Genomic DNA, 18,406 nt, shown 5'->3' with positions numbered 1-18,406 from the left:
GCCTTTTTTGATAAGCGATGCTTCACCGTTATCAAAGAAGAAATTTCGCGGGCAACAGATTATCAGAAAAATTGCGGCTGGTTGATAAAAAAATAATGTGTTTTTTGGGAATTGATTTGAAATATTGGCTAATTGCAATAACCTTATATGCATTTAATGCGTAAATACGGACATTGTATAGAAGTCAAGCATTGACTAAGTGTAGTTATGGAAGTGAATGAAATGATAACCTTTAACGCACAACACCCAAAACTTGATTTGAAGGCTTTTCTTGCAATTAGCTCTGCTATTTTCTTGTTGGCATTGGGGCCTATTATTGCTTGTAAAGCTTTAGAATTCGGATTACTTGCATTTGGCGTAAAATTATCTGTTTTGGATTTAGTTTTCGTCAGTCAAAACATGCCTTACCTTGGGCTAATTCCCCAAGTCATCGGCGGCGTAGTCCTGATTTTTTACTGTTTCAGGTCTCGTTTCCAAGTTGACTACTCAAAAGTTAAACGGCAACTAACGCGAACAGGTTTAATCGCAGGAATTTTGCTTACAATCCTAGTAAGCTCGGTCACTTTCGCTCCCGTGGTCAAAGCAGATTTGATCACCACTGGCTCTTTTTCGCTTCAAACACCTTTGCCTATCGCATCAGCGTACGTTGGTGAATATACCAACGGCTCCTACTTTGCTGTTCATGGCTCAGACTGGACAACTTTTATCACTTCAGAAGATAAAACCTACGTTGAACAGATGGCAATAGGAAACATCTCTAGTGGCACGTTGTATTTGGGCGATGTATCTTGGGACTACCAAAACTTGTCTATACCATCTGGAATAATTGTTGAGGAGCATTATCGGGCTAATGTCCGGTATTTCATTAATGACGCAGATGCGCAGGGTTCAAGTTATATGGTAAGTGTTGGCTCTGGTGATGACGCAGGATACTACCTCGTGCAGGACAGTCAAGACCGATACATTTTAGAATCAGATAACGCAAGCGATGTCGTTGAACAAGTCTTAGCGCAAATGTCAACAGGCGGAATAGTCGAATTTGGCAAGGGTAATTTCTACAACTTTTCAGCTGTAATAACTGGTGATTATCCGCAAAGCTGGGATAGTGTCGGTGCTACTTGGACAATTAAAGGACAAGGCATGAACGTGACCTGTTTCAATGGCGCACCTGCAAAGGATGTTTGGACCGTGAAAAATTGTGCACGAGTGAATTTTGAAGATTTCGCAATTGCTTTGCCCACAACAAATAGCGGCGAAGGCATTGTTGGTGATGATCAAGATGTGACTACAACTTATGCAGGCACACCCTTTGATTATGGTTCAACTATTAGCAATGTGTACATTCATGGTGGAAGTGCCGGAAAGTGGTGTGTGAATATTGATAATCCTGAAGGCATGACTATCAGCAATACCATACTCAAAGCAACAGGCGCAGGTGGTTGGCGATTAACACAGACAAGCACCCTCTATAATTTTGGTGACAGCGTATTTAATGGAATCAACATCGTTGGTGTTTTTGCTAATAATGGTATCGGATTATTGTTTGATGCTTCTGAAACAGCAGTTTCTGGTGGGAGACGGCTTAATCACATGAGCAGCTCAAACCAATTGAGTCTATTTTCAAATTACCATTGCAGCAATACTACAGGTCTTTGGGCAAAATACCTGCTATATAGCACGCTCTCAGCAATTCACACGGAATCCATTGAATCTCCTGTCTGTATTGACCATGTCTCTTACTGTGATTTTTCTGGTGACAAGTACTGGAGTTCTTTATTAGGCGATGTCTTTTGGGATACTACAGCTAACGCACATGCAAATACCATTCGAAACTTCCTGTTGGTAGTGAGTTCCCAGAACTGTTGTGCAATAAACGACGCTAATACTGACAGCAATAGCCTAAACATCTATGAGAACTGGCAGATAGTGGCGCAGACTAACATAAACATAAACAATTCTTTGGCTATAAGCTACAAAAATCACGGAAGCATTGTAAGAAATATGCAGCTTCTAAGTGCTGGTGGAACTTTCGCTGACTTCTTGACTATTCCCTCAGGCTACATCGGCGAATACTGTGTTTATGAAGACGACACAGCACTTATCCCCTATGGCGGCACAGAGACAATACAAAATGACACGACTTATTCGTGCCCAATGGCTCCAATGACAATTTACTATAGTGGCGGTGATATGATATCTATTCTTGTTGACGGCGAAAGTATTCCCTTAATTGGTGTTGTAACTGTACCCATGGGGCATACAGTAAAATTTGTATGGTCCGATGCAACACCTACATTTGTCGCAGTCAACGACAACAGCAGATAGACTCCAACTGCTCCTTTTTCTTTGTTTATCTCAAAAAGCTCAAATAGTGTAAATTCCACTCACGCCACAAATCTTCGCGTTAACGGTTTTTGTTGGTTTTAGAGTGGAATTGTTAAAATTTTATTGGTGTAGGCTGTAGAGTGATAACGTCGGGCTTTAAGAGGAGAAAGGTGTTTTAGATTGGCGTTTTTCGGTTTGTTACTGAAAAGATTTGCGGAATTGGTTGCTTCGATTATAGAAGTGGCTTAGGGCAACGGTTTTGTTAGAGCTTATTTTTGGTTGCGTTGTTTTTTAAAAGTAATTTTGGGTTGTTTGTGTGATTTAACATGCATTATTTGGCTTTGCTGGTGGCTTATTTTCTCGCAAGTTTTATTAATTCAGTGTTAACACTGTGGGTTTGAGGTTTTGGAATGAGCTTGCGTATTAACCGAACTGAAATGCTCGAAAATGTTAAAAAATCCGTTACCGTTGAAGCGGCGGCGCGTTTGCCTGGTACAGAAAAGTGGGTGGATGCGGCGGTACAAAATCGCCCGACGGCTATTTATGACATAAATGGCGAGTTGTTGTTTTACGATTTTCCCGTGAAGTCAGCGCTTCGCGGCGGGGGCGTTGAAGGCTATGTTAGGGCTGCTGCGCGCAAAGACTTAGGCGCACCTGTTATGGCGTATCAGCTAGGTCCACGCCAATGGGATTTTAGTCAGGCAGCAACTAAGCTAAGGCCAAAATTCACCAAAGAAAATCCTAAACTCAAAATCCGCCGAATTAGACCCGTTTGCTACAGTTACCCCAAGATGGGTGTTATGTTTGAAGCTGTTGACCCCAGAGGGGCTCGTTCAAAACACGTTTTTGACGTTGCTAGTTTGACGGCTGTTCCGATAAAAAAGGAAATGCCTAACATTGAAGGCGCGTATGCATGGTCATTTTTGGACGCGATGAAAGAGAAACGCACGAAAGGCGCATCGGAATATACCAAAGTCGCGAAAAGGCTGGATGAAATTCCTTCTGCGGAACGGGTTTCTCTTCTAAAAACTAGAACTCTTAAGAGGGCTTTTACCCCAAAGTATGTTGGTGAAATACTGCGTATTGTTCAGACAAAGCTTTTGCAGTACTGCAACCACTATAACTACACCGAGTCACGGTCTCATCACTGTTTTGTACTGCATGGTCAACAGGTTAACGATTACTGCGCCGTAGCTACCGCCCAAATGATCCTGTGCTACTACCGATACTACTACACGCAAGATCAAATTGCCCCTGCACTAAACTACTCCGCTGGCAGTGGTTGCCCCTCCGATCAATCCCCCGGCTACGAAAGCCTAAGCAGCAACCACATCAACGCCACTTTTGACAGTTCCCCGACCTTTAGTGAAGCCCAAAGCGAAATCAACGCCCTACGCCCATTCAAGAGCGGCATTCCTGGACACGCACGCGCATGCGCAGGCTACTCAAGGAACCTGCTAACTGGCGCCAACAAGCTCTACATTTACGACCCCTGGCCATGGAACGCAGACTACAAATTGGCTGGCACAATCTCTTGGGAGGATTGGAATTCCCCAACTAAAACCAACTTCGTCAAGACCCGCCTGGTCTACTAGGAGGTTTGTTTCCTGAACCAAAACCGCGAAGCCATACTTGAAGCTGTGAAGCGCGCATTACAAAAGCCTCATATCCTTGAGTCCGAGCAGTGTGATTCAGTCAGAAGCGGCGTGCTGGCTGACCCTGTTGCGGTACACGATGCAGACGGCAAAGAAGCATACTGGCTTGTCCCCATGCTGCACAGCGAGAAAGCCTGCGGATTTGCACACGTCAACCAAGACCTTTCCGTAAGCAAAATCGCCACATTTGGTTCAGGACCCAAAGACACCGCAAGCTGGGTTGACGCCGCCTTCTTCAAACAACCCCCACCCGAAGCATTAAAAGAAATCAGAGCCCGATATCCAGACATGGAATTATCGGAACCCCTCTTTTCTTATGACAAGACCCCTGATAAATGGGGTTGGAAGATAACGCTAAAAAACGGTGACAGCTTTAACGTGTTTGTTGGCGTTTTTGGTTGGTATAAGCAGTCTGAGCAAAAACCGGGTTTTGAAGGGTAAACCGCATAAAAAAGCGGGTTTGGTGGAGGCGTATTTTTACTATTTACGCGTAAATCACAACGTATATTAAGTGAACTGCGCTGAGTTTGGATGTATGCACAGGAATACTGTTGGTTGTAGTGCAAATGAGCAAGAACCGTGAGTGATGGCTATGACAGAGACAAAAACAACAGGGTTTACAGAGAAAATCTCCGTTTTGCATGTAGATGATGACCCCACGATTTTGGATGTTTCAAAGCAGATCCTCGAGGTAGAGGGCAGATTCAGGGTTACGTGTGCGTCTTCAGTGGATGAAGCCTTCAAACTGCTTGGAACACAGCTTTTTGACGCAGTGATTTCGGATTATGAGATGCCCAGTAAAAGCGGTTTGGAGTTTTTGGAGGAGCTGCGGGGGCGGAAAAACGAGATTGCTTTTGTGATGTTTACCGGTCGGGGGCGTGAGGAAGTGGCTATGAAGGCGTTGAATTTGGGTGCTGACCGCTACATTAACAAGACAGGTGACCCTGAAGCGGTTTACTGCGAGCTAAGCTACGCGTTGACCAAAATTGTGGAACGCAAAAAAACGCGGCACCTGCTGCTTGATGACGCCAAAAAAATCAGTGAGCTCAACGAAAAACTTCGCGTCGTAGGCAGCCTAACAAGACACGACATCCGAAACAAACTCTCTGCGCTTAACGGACACGTTTTCCTGCTAAAAACCAAGCTACAAGAAAACCCACAAGCCGCAAACCACATAGACGGCGTCGAATTAGCCGCCAAACAAATAGCCGAACTCTTAGATTTTGCGCATCTGTACGAAAAACTCGGCGTTGAAGAACTCAAAAACGTAGACGTCAAACAATGCGTTGACGACGCCTTCGCCCTATTTCCCCGCCTCAAAAACATACAGCTAACCAACAACTGCCAAGACTTAACCGTTCTAGCCGATTCACTGCTCAGACAACTCTTCTTCAACTTAATTGACAATACCCTAAAACACGGCGGAAACCCCACCAACATCCGCATACACTACCAAACCACCGACAATCACATCAAACTCGTCTACGAAGACAACGGCGTAGGCATACCCGACCACCTGCGCGAAAACCTTTTCACCCAAAAACTGCCCAACGAGCGAAGCCACGGACTCTACGTTGTTAACCGCATCTGCCAAGCGTACAACTGGACCATGCAAGAAACAGGGCAAAACATGCAAGGCGCCCAATTCACTATACACATACCCAAAAAGCAACAAAAAACAAAACCGCCCCAAGTGCTATAGAGCATAACCTCATAGCCAGGGCTTAACGTGGGTTTTGGGTGGTGTAAAAGAAAAAGGTTGAGGATTTGAGGTTTAGATTTTTTTCTTGTCTAAAACTTGTCGGAAAGTTCTGCCGCAGCATTCGAACAAGCCAATTGTCAACTGGGTGCGTTTTCCTGCTTTGTCAGGTTTCCCAGCCATCTTCCAGGTCTTCTTCGCGTCTGCTATTTCCTTTCCACAATCTGGACATTTAGCCATCCTTATATCCTCCCACCACCCGTTATGTATGCTTATAGCATAAAACATTTTCCATACACATCTCTCCACGAAAACTATACTCCTCACAAATTATGAATCATTCATGTTAAAAATGTTAAACAGAACACACAAGAAACAAGGAAAAAGAAGCATGTGCAACCATCAGGTACACCAAACACGTTAGGCAACAAATTACAGCAAAAAAGATTACTTCCCAAATACTGCCTTGGCTGCAGCTTGATACGCTTGCAGGGCACGGTCTGAAAACAACACAAACACCACTTCCTCAATCCCCGTACTCACGGACAAAAACTGTTTAACCGCCTCCAAAGCCACCTGACTCGCCTCATCCAGAGGATACCCATACGCGCCCGTACTAATCGACGGAAACGCCACCGAACGCAACCCCTGCACAACCGCAACACACAACGAATTCTCATACGCCTGACGCAGCAAATCCTTCTCGCCCTGATTGCCACCATGCCAAACAGGACCAACCGTATGAATAACGTATTTGGCTTTCAGGTTCCCCGCGCCTGTTATGGTTGCTTGCCCAGTTGGAAGCCCCTTTGGATACTGCACCGCACGCAGATGCTTGCATTCTTCAAGAATTTTAGGTCCCCCACGGCTATGTATTGCGCCGTCTACGCCGCCACCGCCCAGCAAAGTGTTGTTTGCTGCGTTCACTATCGCGTCTGTTTCCATGCTGATTATGTCGCCTTTAATCAAACGTACTTTTGCGGTTCCTGCTTCATACTCGTCAAGCATTTTGGTCACAGTTACTACTGTGTTTAGATGGCATTAATGATTTGCCATATGGCAGATGTGAAGAACCATGCGCCAAAGCCTGTGAGTATGGTTACGCAGAAAAAGGTGATGGTTTGGTGGATTTTGGGTGTCCAGAACTTGTATGATTTAAAAATCAAAACCGCTATGATGGTGTACCAGACGAAATCGCACATCCAGTGGACGCCTGCAAATATGCAAAAACCCGTGAACCCAAACAGCTTTGCATTCATAATCAGCGCAGTTCCAACGGTCAGCCACCACAAAATGAAGCCGGGGTTAGCTGCGGTTGTCCAAACGCCTGCCAGCAAAGAATCCTGCATAGACTCAACTGCCGTGGTCGCAACTTGGTTACGCCTAAGGTACGTTTGCATACCCAGATACATCATCAACAAACCCCCAATCAGGCTCACTACCGCCTGCACCGTCCAGGGCAACGCAAACTCGTTTAACACAAAGAAAATCAAAAGCATCAACGGAACCTCCACCAAACCATGCCCCAGCGAAATCAAAACCCCCGCCGACCTGCGCCGCGACGACTTATCTAACGTCACCGCAAACAAAGGACCTGGCAACAAAATCCCCGACAAAGAAATAACCATAACCGACGCCAAAAACAAAGCAAAATCAGAAATAACCACCGCCAAACCGCGTCTACTCCTGATTTTCCGCGTCGTCGCCTGCGGGTCTTCTTCTGCTTTCCGCGAGTTTTTGCTTCATCACCTCAACGATTTCACTGCTGTCCTTGGCTGCCGCGTAAGCTTCAAGCAAATCCATATTCAACTCAAAAAACGTATGCCCCCACGTAAAAATCGAAAGCACCTCCCGAGACTCCTCTTTAAACCCCGTAATATATAGCGCCGCTGCTAACGCTTCTGCGGTTGAAAGTTTGGTTAATCGGGCGTAGTTGGTTGGGTTTCCTGCAATTAAAACGGGGAGGCAGCGTGAGGTTCCGCGGACGTGCCCTGAGAGGACTTTTGTTGCATGCTCCCAGCTGCAGTCTAGGGCGACTAAACCAAAATCTGCTACGCGCTGGCGGTCAGCAGGTGATAGTGCAACTTCGCCAAACGGGTTTAGAACCAAGGCGCGTTTAGGCAAAAACCTTGTACGTTTGACTAGGCGGGCTAGTCCGTGGCGTTTTAGTTTCAAGCCCGTGCAGCGTTTAGGGTCACACTGGTTCGCGTGATACACCGTGATTTTAATGTCAAGGGCTCTTTGCACTGTTTTGTTGCACCTTCAAATGACTCATCGGGTCATCCAACGCCTGCGCAAGATAATCCAGCAAATCCGACGCACACAAATGACACCCCATCTCTGACGCCGCAAAATCGCCCGCCGCACCATTAACAAACGCGCCCGCAGACGCCGCCAAAAACGCAGCTACACCCTGAGCAAGCAACGCACCCACCACGCCCGACAAAACATCACCTGTCCCACCAACCGTCATCGCAGGATTCCCCGAAAAATTCATCTTCACCCTCACGCCATCAGAGATCACATCAGTTTTGCCCTTAAGCAAAACAACCGCGCCCAGTTCAGCTGCAGCACGTTTCACCTCTGCTATGCGCTCTTTGACATTTGGAGGCAACTGCTTTCCTGTTAATATGGCAAATTCTCCTGCGTGCGGCGTAAGCACCAGCGGCACCTTCAATGCTCTTTTGAACTCTGCAAATGCTTTCAACCCATCCGCGTCCAAAAGCAACGGCTTCCCCGCAGCTTCCACCTCTGCGATACAGGCTTTCATAAACTCTTTCGTCTCATCCGTTTGACCTGCCCCTGGACCCAAAACCACTGCATTTGCCTCTGCAATATAGCTTTTCAGGGCTACTACGTTCTCGACGCGAAGATTTTCTCCCTCCAGCTTCAGGGTTATCAAATCGGGCGAAAGCGCAGCGACGTCGTGACCCGTTGTTTGGGGAACTGCCGTGTAAACAATATCTACTCCTGTTCGCAGCGCCGCCAAAGACGCTAACGCAGGAGCCCCCGAAAACGTTTCACTACCGCCGATAACTAAGAGCCTTCCTGAGTCCCCTTTATGCGCTGTTTTACCCCGCTTTTTTACTGCTAAAAGTACCTCTCCTGGACCCGCAAATTCGCTCAACACCTCGGGCAATCCGATGTTGCAGACTACCACTTCACCTGCGTACTTTTGCGCGGCTTGCAGACCCTGCTTTGCCCTATGAAACGTCACCGTAAAATCTGCTTTAACCGCTTCCCCCAGAACCTCGCCCGTATCGGAATCCACGCCCGTGGGAACATCCACTGCTATCTTGCAGGCTTGGGCGGCGTTTATGCAGGCGACGATTTGGGCGATGGGGGCTTTTAGTTTGCCTTTGGTTCCAGTTCCAAGCAATGCGTCAACTACAACGTCGGCTTGGATTGGGGGTATGGTGGTGCTGTCGGTGATTTCGGTGATTTGGATAAGGCTGTTTAACGTTTGGAGGGCTTGGTAGTTTTGCAGGGTTGCGCTGTGGCTGATGTTTTTGCCTTTCCCTGCTATGAATACTTGGATGTTTGTGAAGCCCATAGAGAGCAGGTGTCGTGCTGCCACAAATCCGTCCCCGCCGTTGCCGCCTAAACCGCAAAACATTGTGACTTTCTGGTTTTTGCCAAATCGGGTGCTGATTTCTTTGGCGAGGTTTTGCCCTGCGTTTTCCATGAGCTGAAGCAGGGTGATGCCGTAGTATTCGGCGTTAGTTTCTAGGGCGCGCATTTGCTGGCTGGTAATGGTTTCTAAAGGCATTTTTTGTGCTCCTTTACCATGTCTAAGTGTTGGTTTTGATAAGAGATAAGCCTACCTAATTGCGTCAAAAACCCCTGTTGCGTTTTTGGTTTTGCAGGGTTAATGCTGGTTTTGGGGGTGATTTGGGTTTTTGTATTCACGCGATACGATAATCGTAGATGTTACAAGCACGTTCGGCACGCTTCTTACCTGCGTTGATATAAAATCCTCCAAAGCCGCAAGATCCGACGTTAAAACCTTTGCCAGCACATCATATTCGCCAAACACCACGTCGGCATGTATAACTTCATCAAAATCTGCAAGCTTCTGCGCCACTTCACGCTCCGTGCCAGAACTCACCTTAAACATAACATACGCCAACACAGATGCCACAAGCTTTCACCAAAACTACATTCACACCCAAGCTAATTACTTTTTTCATAACACCTTTTGTTTTGGCAAAACTTTATCCCACCCAGAACCCCTTGATACTAGGTAGCCTAACAGCTTGACCCTGTTGGGCGCTCCTTATCGAGGTGAAATCTATTGAAGAAAAACCTTGATGTAACCCCAAACAGCAACGACGCGCTTTTAATGGCTGACGTGCAAAACGATTTTCTCCCCGGTGGCGCACTGCCTGTTCCTGATGGCGACCAAGTAATTCCCGTGCTAAACGAGTATAGCAAACTGTTTCACAACGCCAATGCCTTAATCTGTGCGTCCAGAGACTGGCACCCTCCTGACCATATGTCCTTCAAAAGCCAGGGCGGCCCTTGGCCTCCCCACTGCGTACAAGGCACATACGGCGCCGAACTAAGCTTTGACCTCAAACTCCGCCAAAACACCCTAATTATATCCAAAGCCACTGACCCCGCAAAAGAAGCATACTCGGTCTTCGACGACACGCAGCTAGCCCAAACCCTACACGAAAAAAACGTAAAACGGCTATTCATAGGCGGTTTAGCCACTGATTACTGCGTCATGTACTCAGTCTTAGATGCACTAAAAGAAGGCTTCACCGTCATAGTTTTGCTTGACGCCATACGCGGCATAAACGTCAAAGAAGGCGACGTAGACAAAGCCCTAACCCAAATGACCAAAAACGGCGCCCTACAAGCAACCCTAGCCGACTTCCCCGAACCCCAACAACTCCAACCCACAACCACCGAAGACACCACAGACAAAACCCTGCTCAAAACAGACGCAAAAAAGAAAGCCCGCATGCGACCCAAAGGTCCACACAACCGCATACGCAGAGAACGCAGCTAACCTTCATCCCCCATCTTCTTTTCGTATACAAAAGCATCGCCCAAACACACTTTTTCGTCTTCTTTCGCCCCTTCGCTTCCCGCTTTCTCCCTGCGAATCTTCGAAGTACACCGAATACGGCTGTCCCTTATATAATCATCAAACGCGCTAATTAGCCGCCAGCAGCAATCACTTTGCCAGCCCCGCCAAAACCACATTCTCCGCCAAAATGTGCTCCATAAAACCTGCTTTTGGCTTGAAAGTCCCCTCATACAACACCTCTTTGCCCCTTTCATTTGCGTTAACACTCAGCGACCAACCAGCCACAACAGGTTTTGTCCAAAAAATGCACAACTGCAGGTTCTAACCCGCTTCAAAAACTTTGTTAGGCAAGGCAAAATGGTTCTCGAGAGACAGTCTTTTATGCGATTTAGCCTGCTGAATAAAATTTTTTCCTGCTGGTTGTCCTGTTCGATAGTTCGAATAACTCTAGCATGTTACTTTTTTACAGTAAACAGTTAAAAATTTGTGTGCATACAGGAGGGTTTATCGGTTTTAGGTTAAATCGTCGAAGTTTTGGCCGTTTTTGCAGCGTTTTTTGAGCGAATCGACCAAAAAAAAGTGCGAGGCAATGGAATGCCGCCAAAAAGAATCAAGCAGGGTGAGGATACCCCGTCAAGACCGCCTGTTTGCGTTGATTTAGATGGCTTTTTGCGAAGCTAAGCGAAGGTTATATACCCTCGAGTTGGACGTTGCCTCAAAGAACTTTAGGGTAAAAATTCGACATCCACGTTAGTTAAAAGTGCGGGTACTAAGGGGGGTAAGCTGGTAAAAAATGGGTTTTGGGTTGATATAGCATAAGATGGGTTGGTTTTTGGTTGTTGTAGGTGCAAGTACGGGGACTTTTTGGCATGGTTATTTGTTTTCTCAAAGTTATGCGTGGTCTTTGCTTTCGTGTTGGGGTGCACTTTCTTGTTTTTTGGGTCTCTGCTGGTTAAATGTGGATGTTCCGAAGGGCATGTGGACTGCTTGGGGTGGGTGATTTGCGGTGAAGTTGCGAAGTTTTTTCGTATGGTTATTTTTTACACTAAAACGTTAAAAACCCAATTTTGGGACGCAAAGAATCGAGGTTTTCCCTAAAGGGCTCTGCAGTTTGGTTTTGCCGTGGCGTTTGAGCTACGAACAAATCTGTTTAGAAGGTCAGGTTAGGTGGTTTCTCCGATGATTTGGATGATGAGGGTTCGGTTTCGGGGGTGGACGTCAGTTTCTATGAACATTAGGGATTGCCAGGTGCCAAACTGGATTTTGCCATTTTGCACGGGGAGGGTTTTGTCTGGGGGCAGGAGCATGGAGCGTAGGTGGGAATAGGCGTTTGCGGGGTGGTGGTAGGTGCCGTGTTTGGGTATGAGTCTTTCGAGGAAATCTTTGATATCTTGCAGGAGGGCGGGGTCGTTTTCGGTTAGGACCAAAATTCCGGTGGCATGGGGCGCAAACACGTGGACGATGCCGTTTTTGATGCCTGTTTTATCCACTGCATCTTGAACTTGACCGTTAAGGTCTATAATCTCCAAGTCATACTTGGTCGAAAACTGTAACCGCCAATTAACCACCTTGAACACAGACATAACATCAACCCAACTACAATACCTCAAAGAACAACAAAACCTTTTCCCACAAACCCCCAACCAACACCCCAGAAAATCGAAAACGCAAACACCAAAGATTCACGACTTTCGGGCTATGTTTTTCCTCAACCGCTCACCTCAGCAGCAATTGCCCCAAACCCTACAGCTCCAAAAACTAGCCGACAAACCTTTATCCGCTCTACCTGGCTTCCACAACCAACGCTAAACGTCACACCAACACAGCCTTCCACAACTGCCCGCTCCCACACCCACTACTTTAACTAGTAAATACCCCCCTATTTAGCACAAAAAACCTGCAGACAAAAAGGAGACCTTCTGTATTATCTGTTTAAACAGCCTTCTTTTGGTTGATGATTGGGTCTTGAAAAGTGTGTTTGGGCGATGCTTTTGTATACGCCACGGCCACCAACTGTTTAGCAAGGATGTGGGGCAAGAACAGCCATAGACAATTGACGCTGCTAACCTTGTTTATTTGCTAGAGTTTGCAGGGGTGTTTTCGTGGGGTCCGGTGATGTTAGGGTTTGGCAGCATTTTTTGGGCCTGTGTAGCGGTCATTTTGGCGGTGAAAAATGGGTCTTTATCTGCGGGAATATGTCGTGTGGGTGTTGGGCTTGCTTTTTTCTTTTGTGTAGACAGAGTTGCTTTTGGGGCGTACGCAAGTATGGCGGTTGCGGCGGGTTGGCAGGCAAAAACTTTGGTGTTTTGGAAAAAGCGAATGCGATGCACAGAGGAAAATTTGCTGATTTTTACACGGCAAATAAACGAGCCCTCAAAACACAGGAAAGGCAAAAAACGCTGCAATTCAAGGCGTTTTGTGTCTAAACTGCCATAATCATGGTGGTTGCGGATCGAACTGGAAAAGCTCAAAAAAGCCGCTGGTTTTTTGCTGCAAAACAAAAAATGAAAACCGCTGAAAACGCCTTAACCCCGAAAAGAAGCTCATTTTGGGCGTGTTAGTGCTCCCTATAGGGGCAAGTCATGGTAAAAACCAACGCCTCATATAAGTACCTACGAAAAACTCCATGCGAAGCAAAACACGCCCCCCTTCGCAAAACCTTCGACCAAAAAACCGTCAAATCAGCGCGCGACAGAAAACTTTGGCAAAACCTGCTAGCCAATGCGGTGTTTGTGTTTTTTGCCTTTTTGGGGCACTTGACTTGTGCTCGGGTTTTTTGTGCGTGTTTTGTTGGGCTGCAATGGCGGGCTTTCTGTGGGTTTTACTTGTTTGCTGCTTGAGTGCGGCTGGCTGTTTTTTGTGTTTGTATTTGGTGTTGCTGGAGTGGTTGGTCTGTCTGGTTGTTTTGGTTTGGGTTATGAGGCTTGTATCTTGCGTTTCTTTGTGGTTGTGTTCAAAGCCGTTTTCTTGTTTAGTGGTGTTGGTTGGTCATGTAATACTTTTGGAAATGTTGTTCACTAGCTTGCTCCAGAGAGTCCAAATGGCGCCTTTGTCTACGAAAGCATCGCCAAGGCACAGTTTTTTGGCATGGCTGTGTGCGTAATAGTTTTGTAGGGGGGCGGCTAAATTGGGGGTGTATGGGGTGAAGCGGGTTTGAAGGAGGTTGATAAGATTGCTTTGCGTAGGTGGCGTAAGCGGGGGTTTTATAGTGAGACGGTTTTGGTGAAGTTGCTTCAGAAGAACGGGTACAATGCGGTGCGTATTCCGGTTAGTAATCCTAGTTTGAGTCCGTTGCCAGATCTTATGGCGCGTAAGGATGAGCATTCGTATGCGTTTGAGGTGAAGAATGCGTCGTATTACGCGTATTTTCCTAGGTCGCAGATTGACAAGTTGTTTAGGTTTCTTAACGAGCTTATCCCAACGCCTAAGGAGGTTAAGCACGCGGTGATTGTGGCGCATTTGGGCAAGAAGTGGACGTTTAAGGAAATTAGCTGGGCGGACTGGGAGAAAAACAAAATTCCTGATAAGATGCGCATAACTAAGCGTGACCGCGGAAACATGAGCATCGACAAACACCCCAAATCCAAAACCGCTGCAGCTAAAGCCAAAAAACAGCTCCCCGAAGCAGAAGCCGCGCCGTAAGGGATTGTACCTCAACGCATATAATTGCCCTACTTCATCCTTACACTATGCTGCCCAAACCCAAAGCTGTAGTTTGCGCCCAAAACCTGTGTAAAGCCTACCAAATCGACGACCTCACCGTTGCGGTTCTAAAAAACATTGACTTAACCGTACAGGAAGGCCAATTCATAGCCATCTATGGTCCCTCGGGCGCAGGAAAAACTACGTTGCTTAACATAATTAGCGGTATCGACAAAGCCACGTCAGGCAAAATTGCCGTTTTTGGTTTGGATCTTGGCGAGCAAGATGAGGATTCGTTGTCGCAGTACCGTTGTAACCAGGTGGGTTTTGTTTTTCAGGCGTATAATCTGGTTTCGACGTTGACGGTGGCTGAGAATGTGGCTTTTCCGATGGAGTGGAAGGGCGCCGCCTCCGAAGAGATTACGCAGCGTGTCTCAGAGCTGGTGGAAACGTTGGGTCTGCAGCATCGAGTGAATCATTTTCCTGCGCAGCTTAGCGGGGGTGAACAGCAACGCGTAGCGTTTGCACGTGCCTTAGCCAACGACCCGCCCCTGCTTTTGGCGGATGAACCCACGGGGAATTTGGATACGAAAAACGGGCAGCGTATCATCCAACTTCTTCAGGACCTTAAAGCGGCGGGAAAAACCATAATTGTCTCCACTCATGACGAGAAAATCTTGCCTTTAGCCGACCTGCAGCTGTATTTGGATGAAGGAAACCTGGCGAGCACCCATGAGTGACACAGCTTTCTCCATAAACGACCTACGACGCCGAAAACTCCAAACCACCCTAACAATCATCAGCCTAACAACCTGCGTTGCCTCCACCCTTTTTCTACTGCTTTTTAGCGGACAAATGGGCATAGGAATCTCATCTATAGCCCAAAACACCCTAACCGCAGGCACTTCAGTTGTTTTCTCCCAGTTCCTTTGGCTGCTGGGCATTTTGATTTTCGCCGTCGGAGCCGTCATAACTTCTTTTATTGTTTACTTGACCATGGCGCAGCGCATCAAAGATTTTGGTTTGATGAAGGCAACGGGGTGTCGTAACGGCTTGGTTTTTGGGTATTTCATGACAGAGTTGCTTACGGTGACGCTTGTTGGCTGTGTTTTAGGCGTGATTTTGGGTTTGGCAACCGATTTCGCCGTGATTAACCTTGGCGGTTTTCAAGTTTACAATAGTGCACCGAATTTGTGGTTTGTGCCGCTGGTTTTTGTGGTGTTTTTTGCTTTTGCATTGTTTTTCGGGGCAAAACCCCTGTATAACGCTGCTCGCCTCTCCCCCATCCAAGCCCTCTCACCTGTACAGTACTTTGGATTAGGAAAAGGCAACAAAATGCAGCCCCTCTCCAAAACAGGCATAACCATCCACATCGCCACCCGAAGCCTATTTCGCCGAAAATCCACCACAACACGCATCGTAGCGTTCCTGTCCGCAGTCTTTTTACTGCTCACCGTTTCAATCGCAGGCGGCATAATCGCAAACGACACCTCCACATCCTGGCTATACCAAGCCACAGAAAAAAACAGCCTCCTCATTGCAGATACCAACTTGGCAAATCACTACACTCAGCTCATGCTGACATTTTCAGGCAACCAAGCAACCCCAGACTTCAACTACACCAACCCCCAACTCGGCATACCCGACACAGCCCTCGCCGAACTAAGTGCCATGCCCCAAATCGAAAACCTCGACCCCCGCATAATGTGGTACGAAACCATACAAGAACTAACGGGTTACCGTGTGGACCCTGAAACAGGAAGCACCATCGGGTTAGGGTCAAACCGAGAATGCGAATCCATAGTAATTGGGGTAGACACGCAAAAAATGAGCAGTATGCCTTTCACAACAGGCGAGTTTTTGAATTCTTCAGAGTTACAAGCCGTAGTCGGCGACTCAATAGCCCAAACAATCTACAAACCCATAAAGGTTCAAACCATAGTTGGTGTCGAAACACGCCAAGCTGATGCCCTGCGGCAAGGAGTAAGCGTCCAAGACATCAAATTCAAGATAACAGGCATCTGCCTAGACCCCTTAAACAACGGAAACGTTACCTATATTCCCCTAACTCAAATGCAAAAAATCACGGGGCTTACAAACCCAAACATCTTGATAGTTAAGCTCTCTGAAAAAGCCAACGTTGACGAAGCAGCAGCCCAGATACAAAACATGCTCTCCAGCATAGACCCAGACTTAACCGTTATCAGCCTCAACGAAGTTACCGCACAAAACGCCGATTTTCTAAGCTCGTTGTGGTCGGTTATCATGTTTTTGCCAGCTTTCGCCGTAGTCTCCGCATCACTTTGCCTGATAAGCTTCCTCATGCTTGCAATAGACGAACAACACCAAGAATTCGCCATCCTACGAGCAACAGGCGCAAAACCACGAACAATCCTGACGATACTGGCGGTTCAAAGTGCTACCGTTCTGCTCTCCAGCTTTGGCATCGGCGTCTCATTTGGAACCATAATAACTATACTCATACTAACCACTGCGCCCGTGATTTCAGCTTTCACTGCCTTAGCTATAACGGGCTGGCTGTTTGGAGCCTTGGCTGCTATGTTCCTGTTAAGCCTGTACCCCGCCGTCAAATTCTCCAAGCAACCACTTCTGAAAATCTTATCGTAAATGCGCAAATTCGCGCGTAAAACTTTGTACTGCTTCAATATGTGCGGGCAGTTGATGTATAAAATCCTGCAGCCTGAGAACGGGAACAATGGGCACGGCGTTATGAAACAGCGAACCAGACTGGACAAGAGACACGATAACGGGGACAAATCGTGCATGTTTCCATAAAGTGCAGTCCAGCTGCAATGCCTGATTGGGCAAAGATTCTGCTAATACTTTTGCACGCTCCACTTGCAACGCGACAATTTGCTTTAGTGCGCTAAACCGTATCCCCCTGTGCCAATGCTTGCAATCGATACATAACACTAGTGGTTTTCTGCAACCTACTACATCTATCTCCCAACGTTTACTCACATGTTTAAACCGAACGTTCGTCCGAACAGCATACCCGTTTCGAGCCAAAGCCAACGCCGCCATATCCTCAAACTCCTGCCACCGCAAACAAGCGCTAACGCGCTCCACATCAGCACCTAACTCCACCGCCCGAACCGCCAACTGCAACCTGTTTTGGCTAGTAACGCCAACCTGAGTGCTCTCGTAATAAACCAGTCCCTCCAACTGCAGCATATCCAGCAATTCTTCCACAACTGACTGAGGCAAAATGGCATCTTTAGCCACCTCTTCAGGCAAAATCAGACCCTCCTTGGTCAACTTCAGAAGCGAAGAAAACAACTTTACCTCAACAGACACCTCATTGCACCCCATAAACAGCCGCTTTCATGCTAAAAAAGCCCCCTGATAACCCCTACAGGCGAAGCCGTATACAAAAGCATCGCCCAAACACAGTTTTTGTGGTCTACCCCGAACTTTTAGCAACGTCAACTGCCCTTTTTTGATGATACAACCCCCTTCAATAGCCTTTCTCTTCCCCCAGCCACAGCAAACGCCAAAAATGCCACTTCGACATTCGATTTCCTCAAATTTTGCCAATGGACCCCAAAATACCCTGAAAATTTAGATTTGCTTGTCACATACAACCATCACATCAAGAACTTTTTGACTGATTACTGTAAAAAATCTTCATACGCCACGATTTCGAAAGGCATAGCCACCCAAAAAACAGAAAAATCAGCCAAAAACCGCTTAGGAACCACCCTCACCAGGCACAAATTGAACCAAAAAATCAGCAAAAAGCAAAGCCACACTCAACACAAAACGGTTTCCCCAAAAAACACGCGCCAACCAGGCAAAAAAGGCAGCTAAAACGCCAAAATTCAGCAAAAAATACGCCCCTAAAAACATAATTTCAGTACAACAACTCAACAGCAACCACACCAAAAGCACGCATATTTAAAGTTCGAACAACTTCGAAAAACTGGGCATAACAGCGCCGCAAAAAAACCTGACCAGACCAAAACCACAGGAGACCAAAACCACAGGAGACCAAAACCACAGGAGACCAAAACCACAGGAGACCAA

Annotated in this window: 17 protein-coding genes and 1 pseudogene; 8 read left to right on the top strand and 10 right to left on the bottom strand. The window is 46.9% G+C overall.

Going from position 1 to position 18,406, the window contains the following annotated elements; translation table 11 throughout:
- Positions 1-207: 207 nt before the first annotated feature.
- The 4 genes from NWF04_03305 to NWF04_03290 all read left to right on the top strand — a co-directional run bounded on the left by NWF04_03305 (position 208) and on the right by NWF04_03290 (position 5,682).
- Positions 208-2,325, top strand: a complete 2,118-nt coding sequence (locus NWF04_03305) for a hypothetical protein (GenBank protein ID MCW4005611.1) — start codon at positions 208-210, stop codon at positions 2,323-2,325.
- Between the two features lie 410 nt (positions 2,326-2,735).
- The gene (locus NWF04_03300; GenBank protein MCW4005610.1) at positions 2,736-3,920 is read left to right on the top strand and encodes a C39 family peptidase; all 1,185 of its coding nucleotides are present in this window, start codon (positions 2,736-2,738) and stop codon (positions 3,918-3,920) included.
- A gap of 45 nt (positions 3,921-3,965) precedes the next feature.
- A complete protein-coding gene (locus NWF04_03295; GenBank protein ID MCW4005609.1) occupies positions 3,966-4,421 on the top strand; it encodes a hypothetical protein in 456 nt (151 codons plus the stop codon).
- 151 nt (positions 4,422-4,572) lie between these two features.
- Entirely contained in the window at positions 4,573-5,682 is a 1,110-nt protein-coding gene (locus NWF04_03290) for a hybrid sensor histidine kinase/response regulator (protein ID MCW4005608.1), read from the top strand.
- 72 nt (positions 5,683-5,754) lie between these two features.
- Here NWF04_03290 and NWF04_03285 read toward each other — a convergent pair whose 3' ends face one another.
- The 6 genes from NWF04_03285 to NWF04_03260 all read right to left on the bottom strand — a co-directional run bounded on the left by NWF04_03285 (position 5,755) and on the right by NWF04_03260 (position 9,820).
- A complete protein-coding gene (locus NWF04_03285; GenBank protein ID MCW4005607.1) occupies positions 5,755-5,919 on the bottom strand; it encodes a chorismate-binding protein in 165 nt (54 codons plus the stop codon).
- Positions 5,920-6,126: 207 nt separating this feature from the next.
- Positions 6,127-6,687: an O-acetyl-ADP-ribose deacetylase gene (locus NWF04_03280; protein ID MCW4005606.1), complete on the bottom strand. Its 561-nt coding sequence runs from the start codon at positions 6,685-6,687 to the stop codon at positions 6,127-6,129.
- Between the two features lie 23 nt (positions 6,688-6,710).
- Complete coding sequence (locus NWF04_03275) at positions 6,711-7,346, bottom strand: LysE family translocator (protein ID MCW4005605.1); 636 nt, start codon at positions 7,344-7,346, stop codon at positions 6,711-6,713.
- Between the two features lie 13 nt (positions 7,347-7,359).
- The gene (locus tag NWF04_03270) at positions 7,360-7,926 is read right to left on the bottom strand and encodes a DUF367 family protein (GenBank protein ID MCW4005604.1); all 567 of its coding nucleotides are present in this window, start codon (positions 7,924-7,926) and stop codon (positions 7,360-7,362) included.
- Positions 7,910-9,448 carry an NAD(P)H-hydrate dehydratase gene (locus NWF04_03265; GenBank protein MCW4005603.1) on the bottom strand — a complete coding sequence of 513 codons (1,539 nt, stop codon included), beginning with the start codon at positions 9,446-9,448 and terminating at the stop codon, positions 7,910-7,912. The genes NWF04_03270 and NWF04_03265 overlap by 17 nt, the downstream gene beginning before the upstream one ends.
- A 99-nt stretch (positions 9,449-9,547) precedes the next feature.
- Positions 9,548-9,820 carry an Lrp/AsnC ligand binding domain-containing protein gene (locus tag NWF04_03260; GenBank protein MCW4005602.1) on the bottom strand — a complete coding sequence of 91 codons (273 nt, stop codon included), beginning with the start codon at positions 9,818-9,820 and terminating at the stop codon, positions 9,548-9,550.
- Between the two features lie 201 nt (positions 9,821-10,021).
- On the opposite strand from NWF04_03260, the pseudogene NWF04_03255 reads away from it, so the two are divergent.
- A pseudogene (locus NWF04_03255) lies at positions 10,022-10,552 on the top strand (nicotinamidase).
- 1,328 nt (positions 10,553-11,880) lie between these two features.
- Here NWF04_03255 and NWF04_03250 read toward each other — a convergent pair.
- A complete protein-coding gene (locus tag NWF04_03250) occupies positions 11,881-12,300 on the bottom strand; it encodes a secondary thiamine-phosphate synthase enzyme YjbQ (GenBank protein ID MCW4005601.1) in 420 nt (139 codons plus the stop codon).
- Positions 12,301-12,789: 489 nt separating this feature from the next.
- Positions 12,790-13,047: a hypothetical protein gene (locus tag NWF04_03245; GenBank protein MCW4005600.1), complete on the bottom strand. Its 258-nt coding sequence runs from the start codon at positions 13,045-13,047 to the stop codon at positions 12,790-12,792.
- A gap of 823 nt (positions 13,048-13,870) precedes the next feature.
- Between NWF04_03245 and NWF04_03240 the strand changes: the two genes are divergently transcribed.
- Genes NWF04_03240 through NWF04_03230 form a run of 3 tightly spaced genes read left to right on the top strand, consistent with a single transcriptional unit; the run spans position 13,871 to position 16,987 of the window.
- Positions 13,871-14,359 (top strand): hypothetical protein, encoded by a 489-nt coding sequence (locus tag NWF04_03240; protein ID MCW4005599.1) that lies wholly within the window; start codon positions 13,871-13,873, stop codon positions 14,357-14,359.
- 47 nt (positions 14,360-14,406) lie between these two features.
- Positions 14,407-15,099, top strand: a complete 693-nt coding sequence (locus NWF04_03235; protein ID MCW4005598.1) for an ABC transporter ATP-binding protein — start codon at positions 14,407-14,409, stop codon at positions 15,097-15,099.
- The gene (locus NWF04_03230; protein MCW4005597.1) at positions 15,092-16,987 is read left to right on the top strand and encodes an ABC transporter permease; all 1,896 of its coding nucleotides are present in this window, start codon (positions 15,092-15,094) and stop codon (positions 16,985-16,987) included. Before NWF04_03235 ends, NWF04_03230 begins: the two co-directional genes overlap by 8 nt.
- On the opposite strand, the gene NWF04_03225 is transcribed toward NWF04_03230, so the two are convergent.
- The gene (locus tag NWF04_03225; protein MCW4005596.1) at positions 16,979-17,677 is read right to left on the bottom strand and encodes a hypothetical protein; all 699 of its coding nucleotides are present in this window, start codon (positions 17,675-17,677) and stop codon (positions 16,979-16,981) included. The genes NWF04_03230 and NWF04_03225 overlap by 9 nt on opposite strands.
- Before the next feature lie 393 nt (positions 17,678-18,070).
- Positions 18,071-18,250 (bottom strand): hypothetical protein, encoded by a 180-nt coding sequence (locus NWF04_03220; GenBank protein MCW4005595.1) that lies wholly within the window; start codon positions 18,248-18,250, stop codon positions 18,071-18,073.
- Positions 18,251-18,406: the final 156 nt, after the last annotated feature.

This window comes from Candidatus Bathyarchaeota archaeon (genome assembly GCA_026014465.1).
In the GTDB taxonomy this organism is placed as follows: domain Archaea; phylum Thermoproteota; class Bathyarchaeia; order Bathyarchaeales; family Bathycorpusculaceae; genus JADGNF01.
The sequence above is the reverse complement of the archived record's forward strand: the minus strand, read 5'-3'. Positions and strand labels throughout refer to the sequence as shown.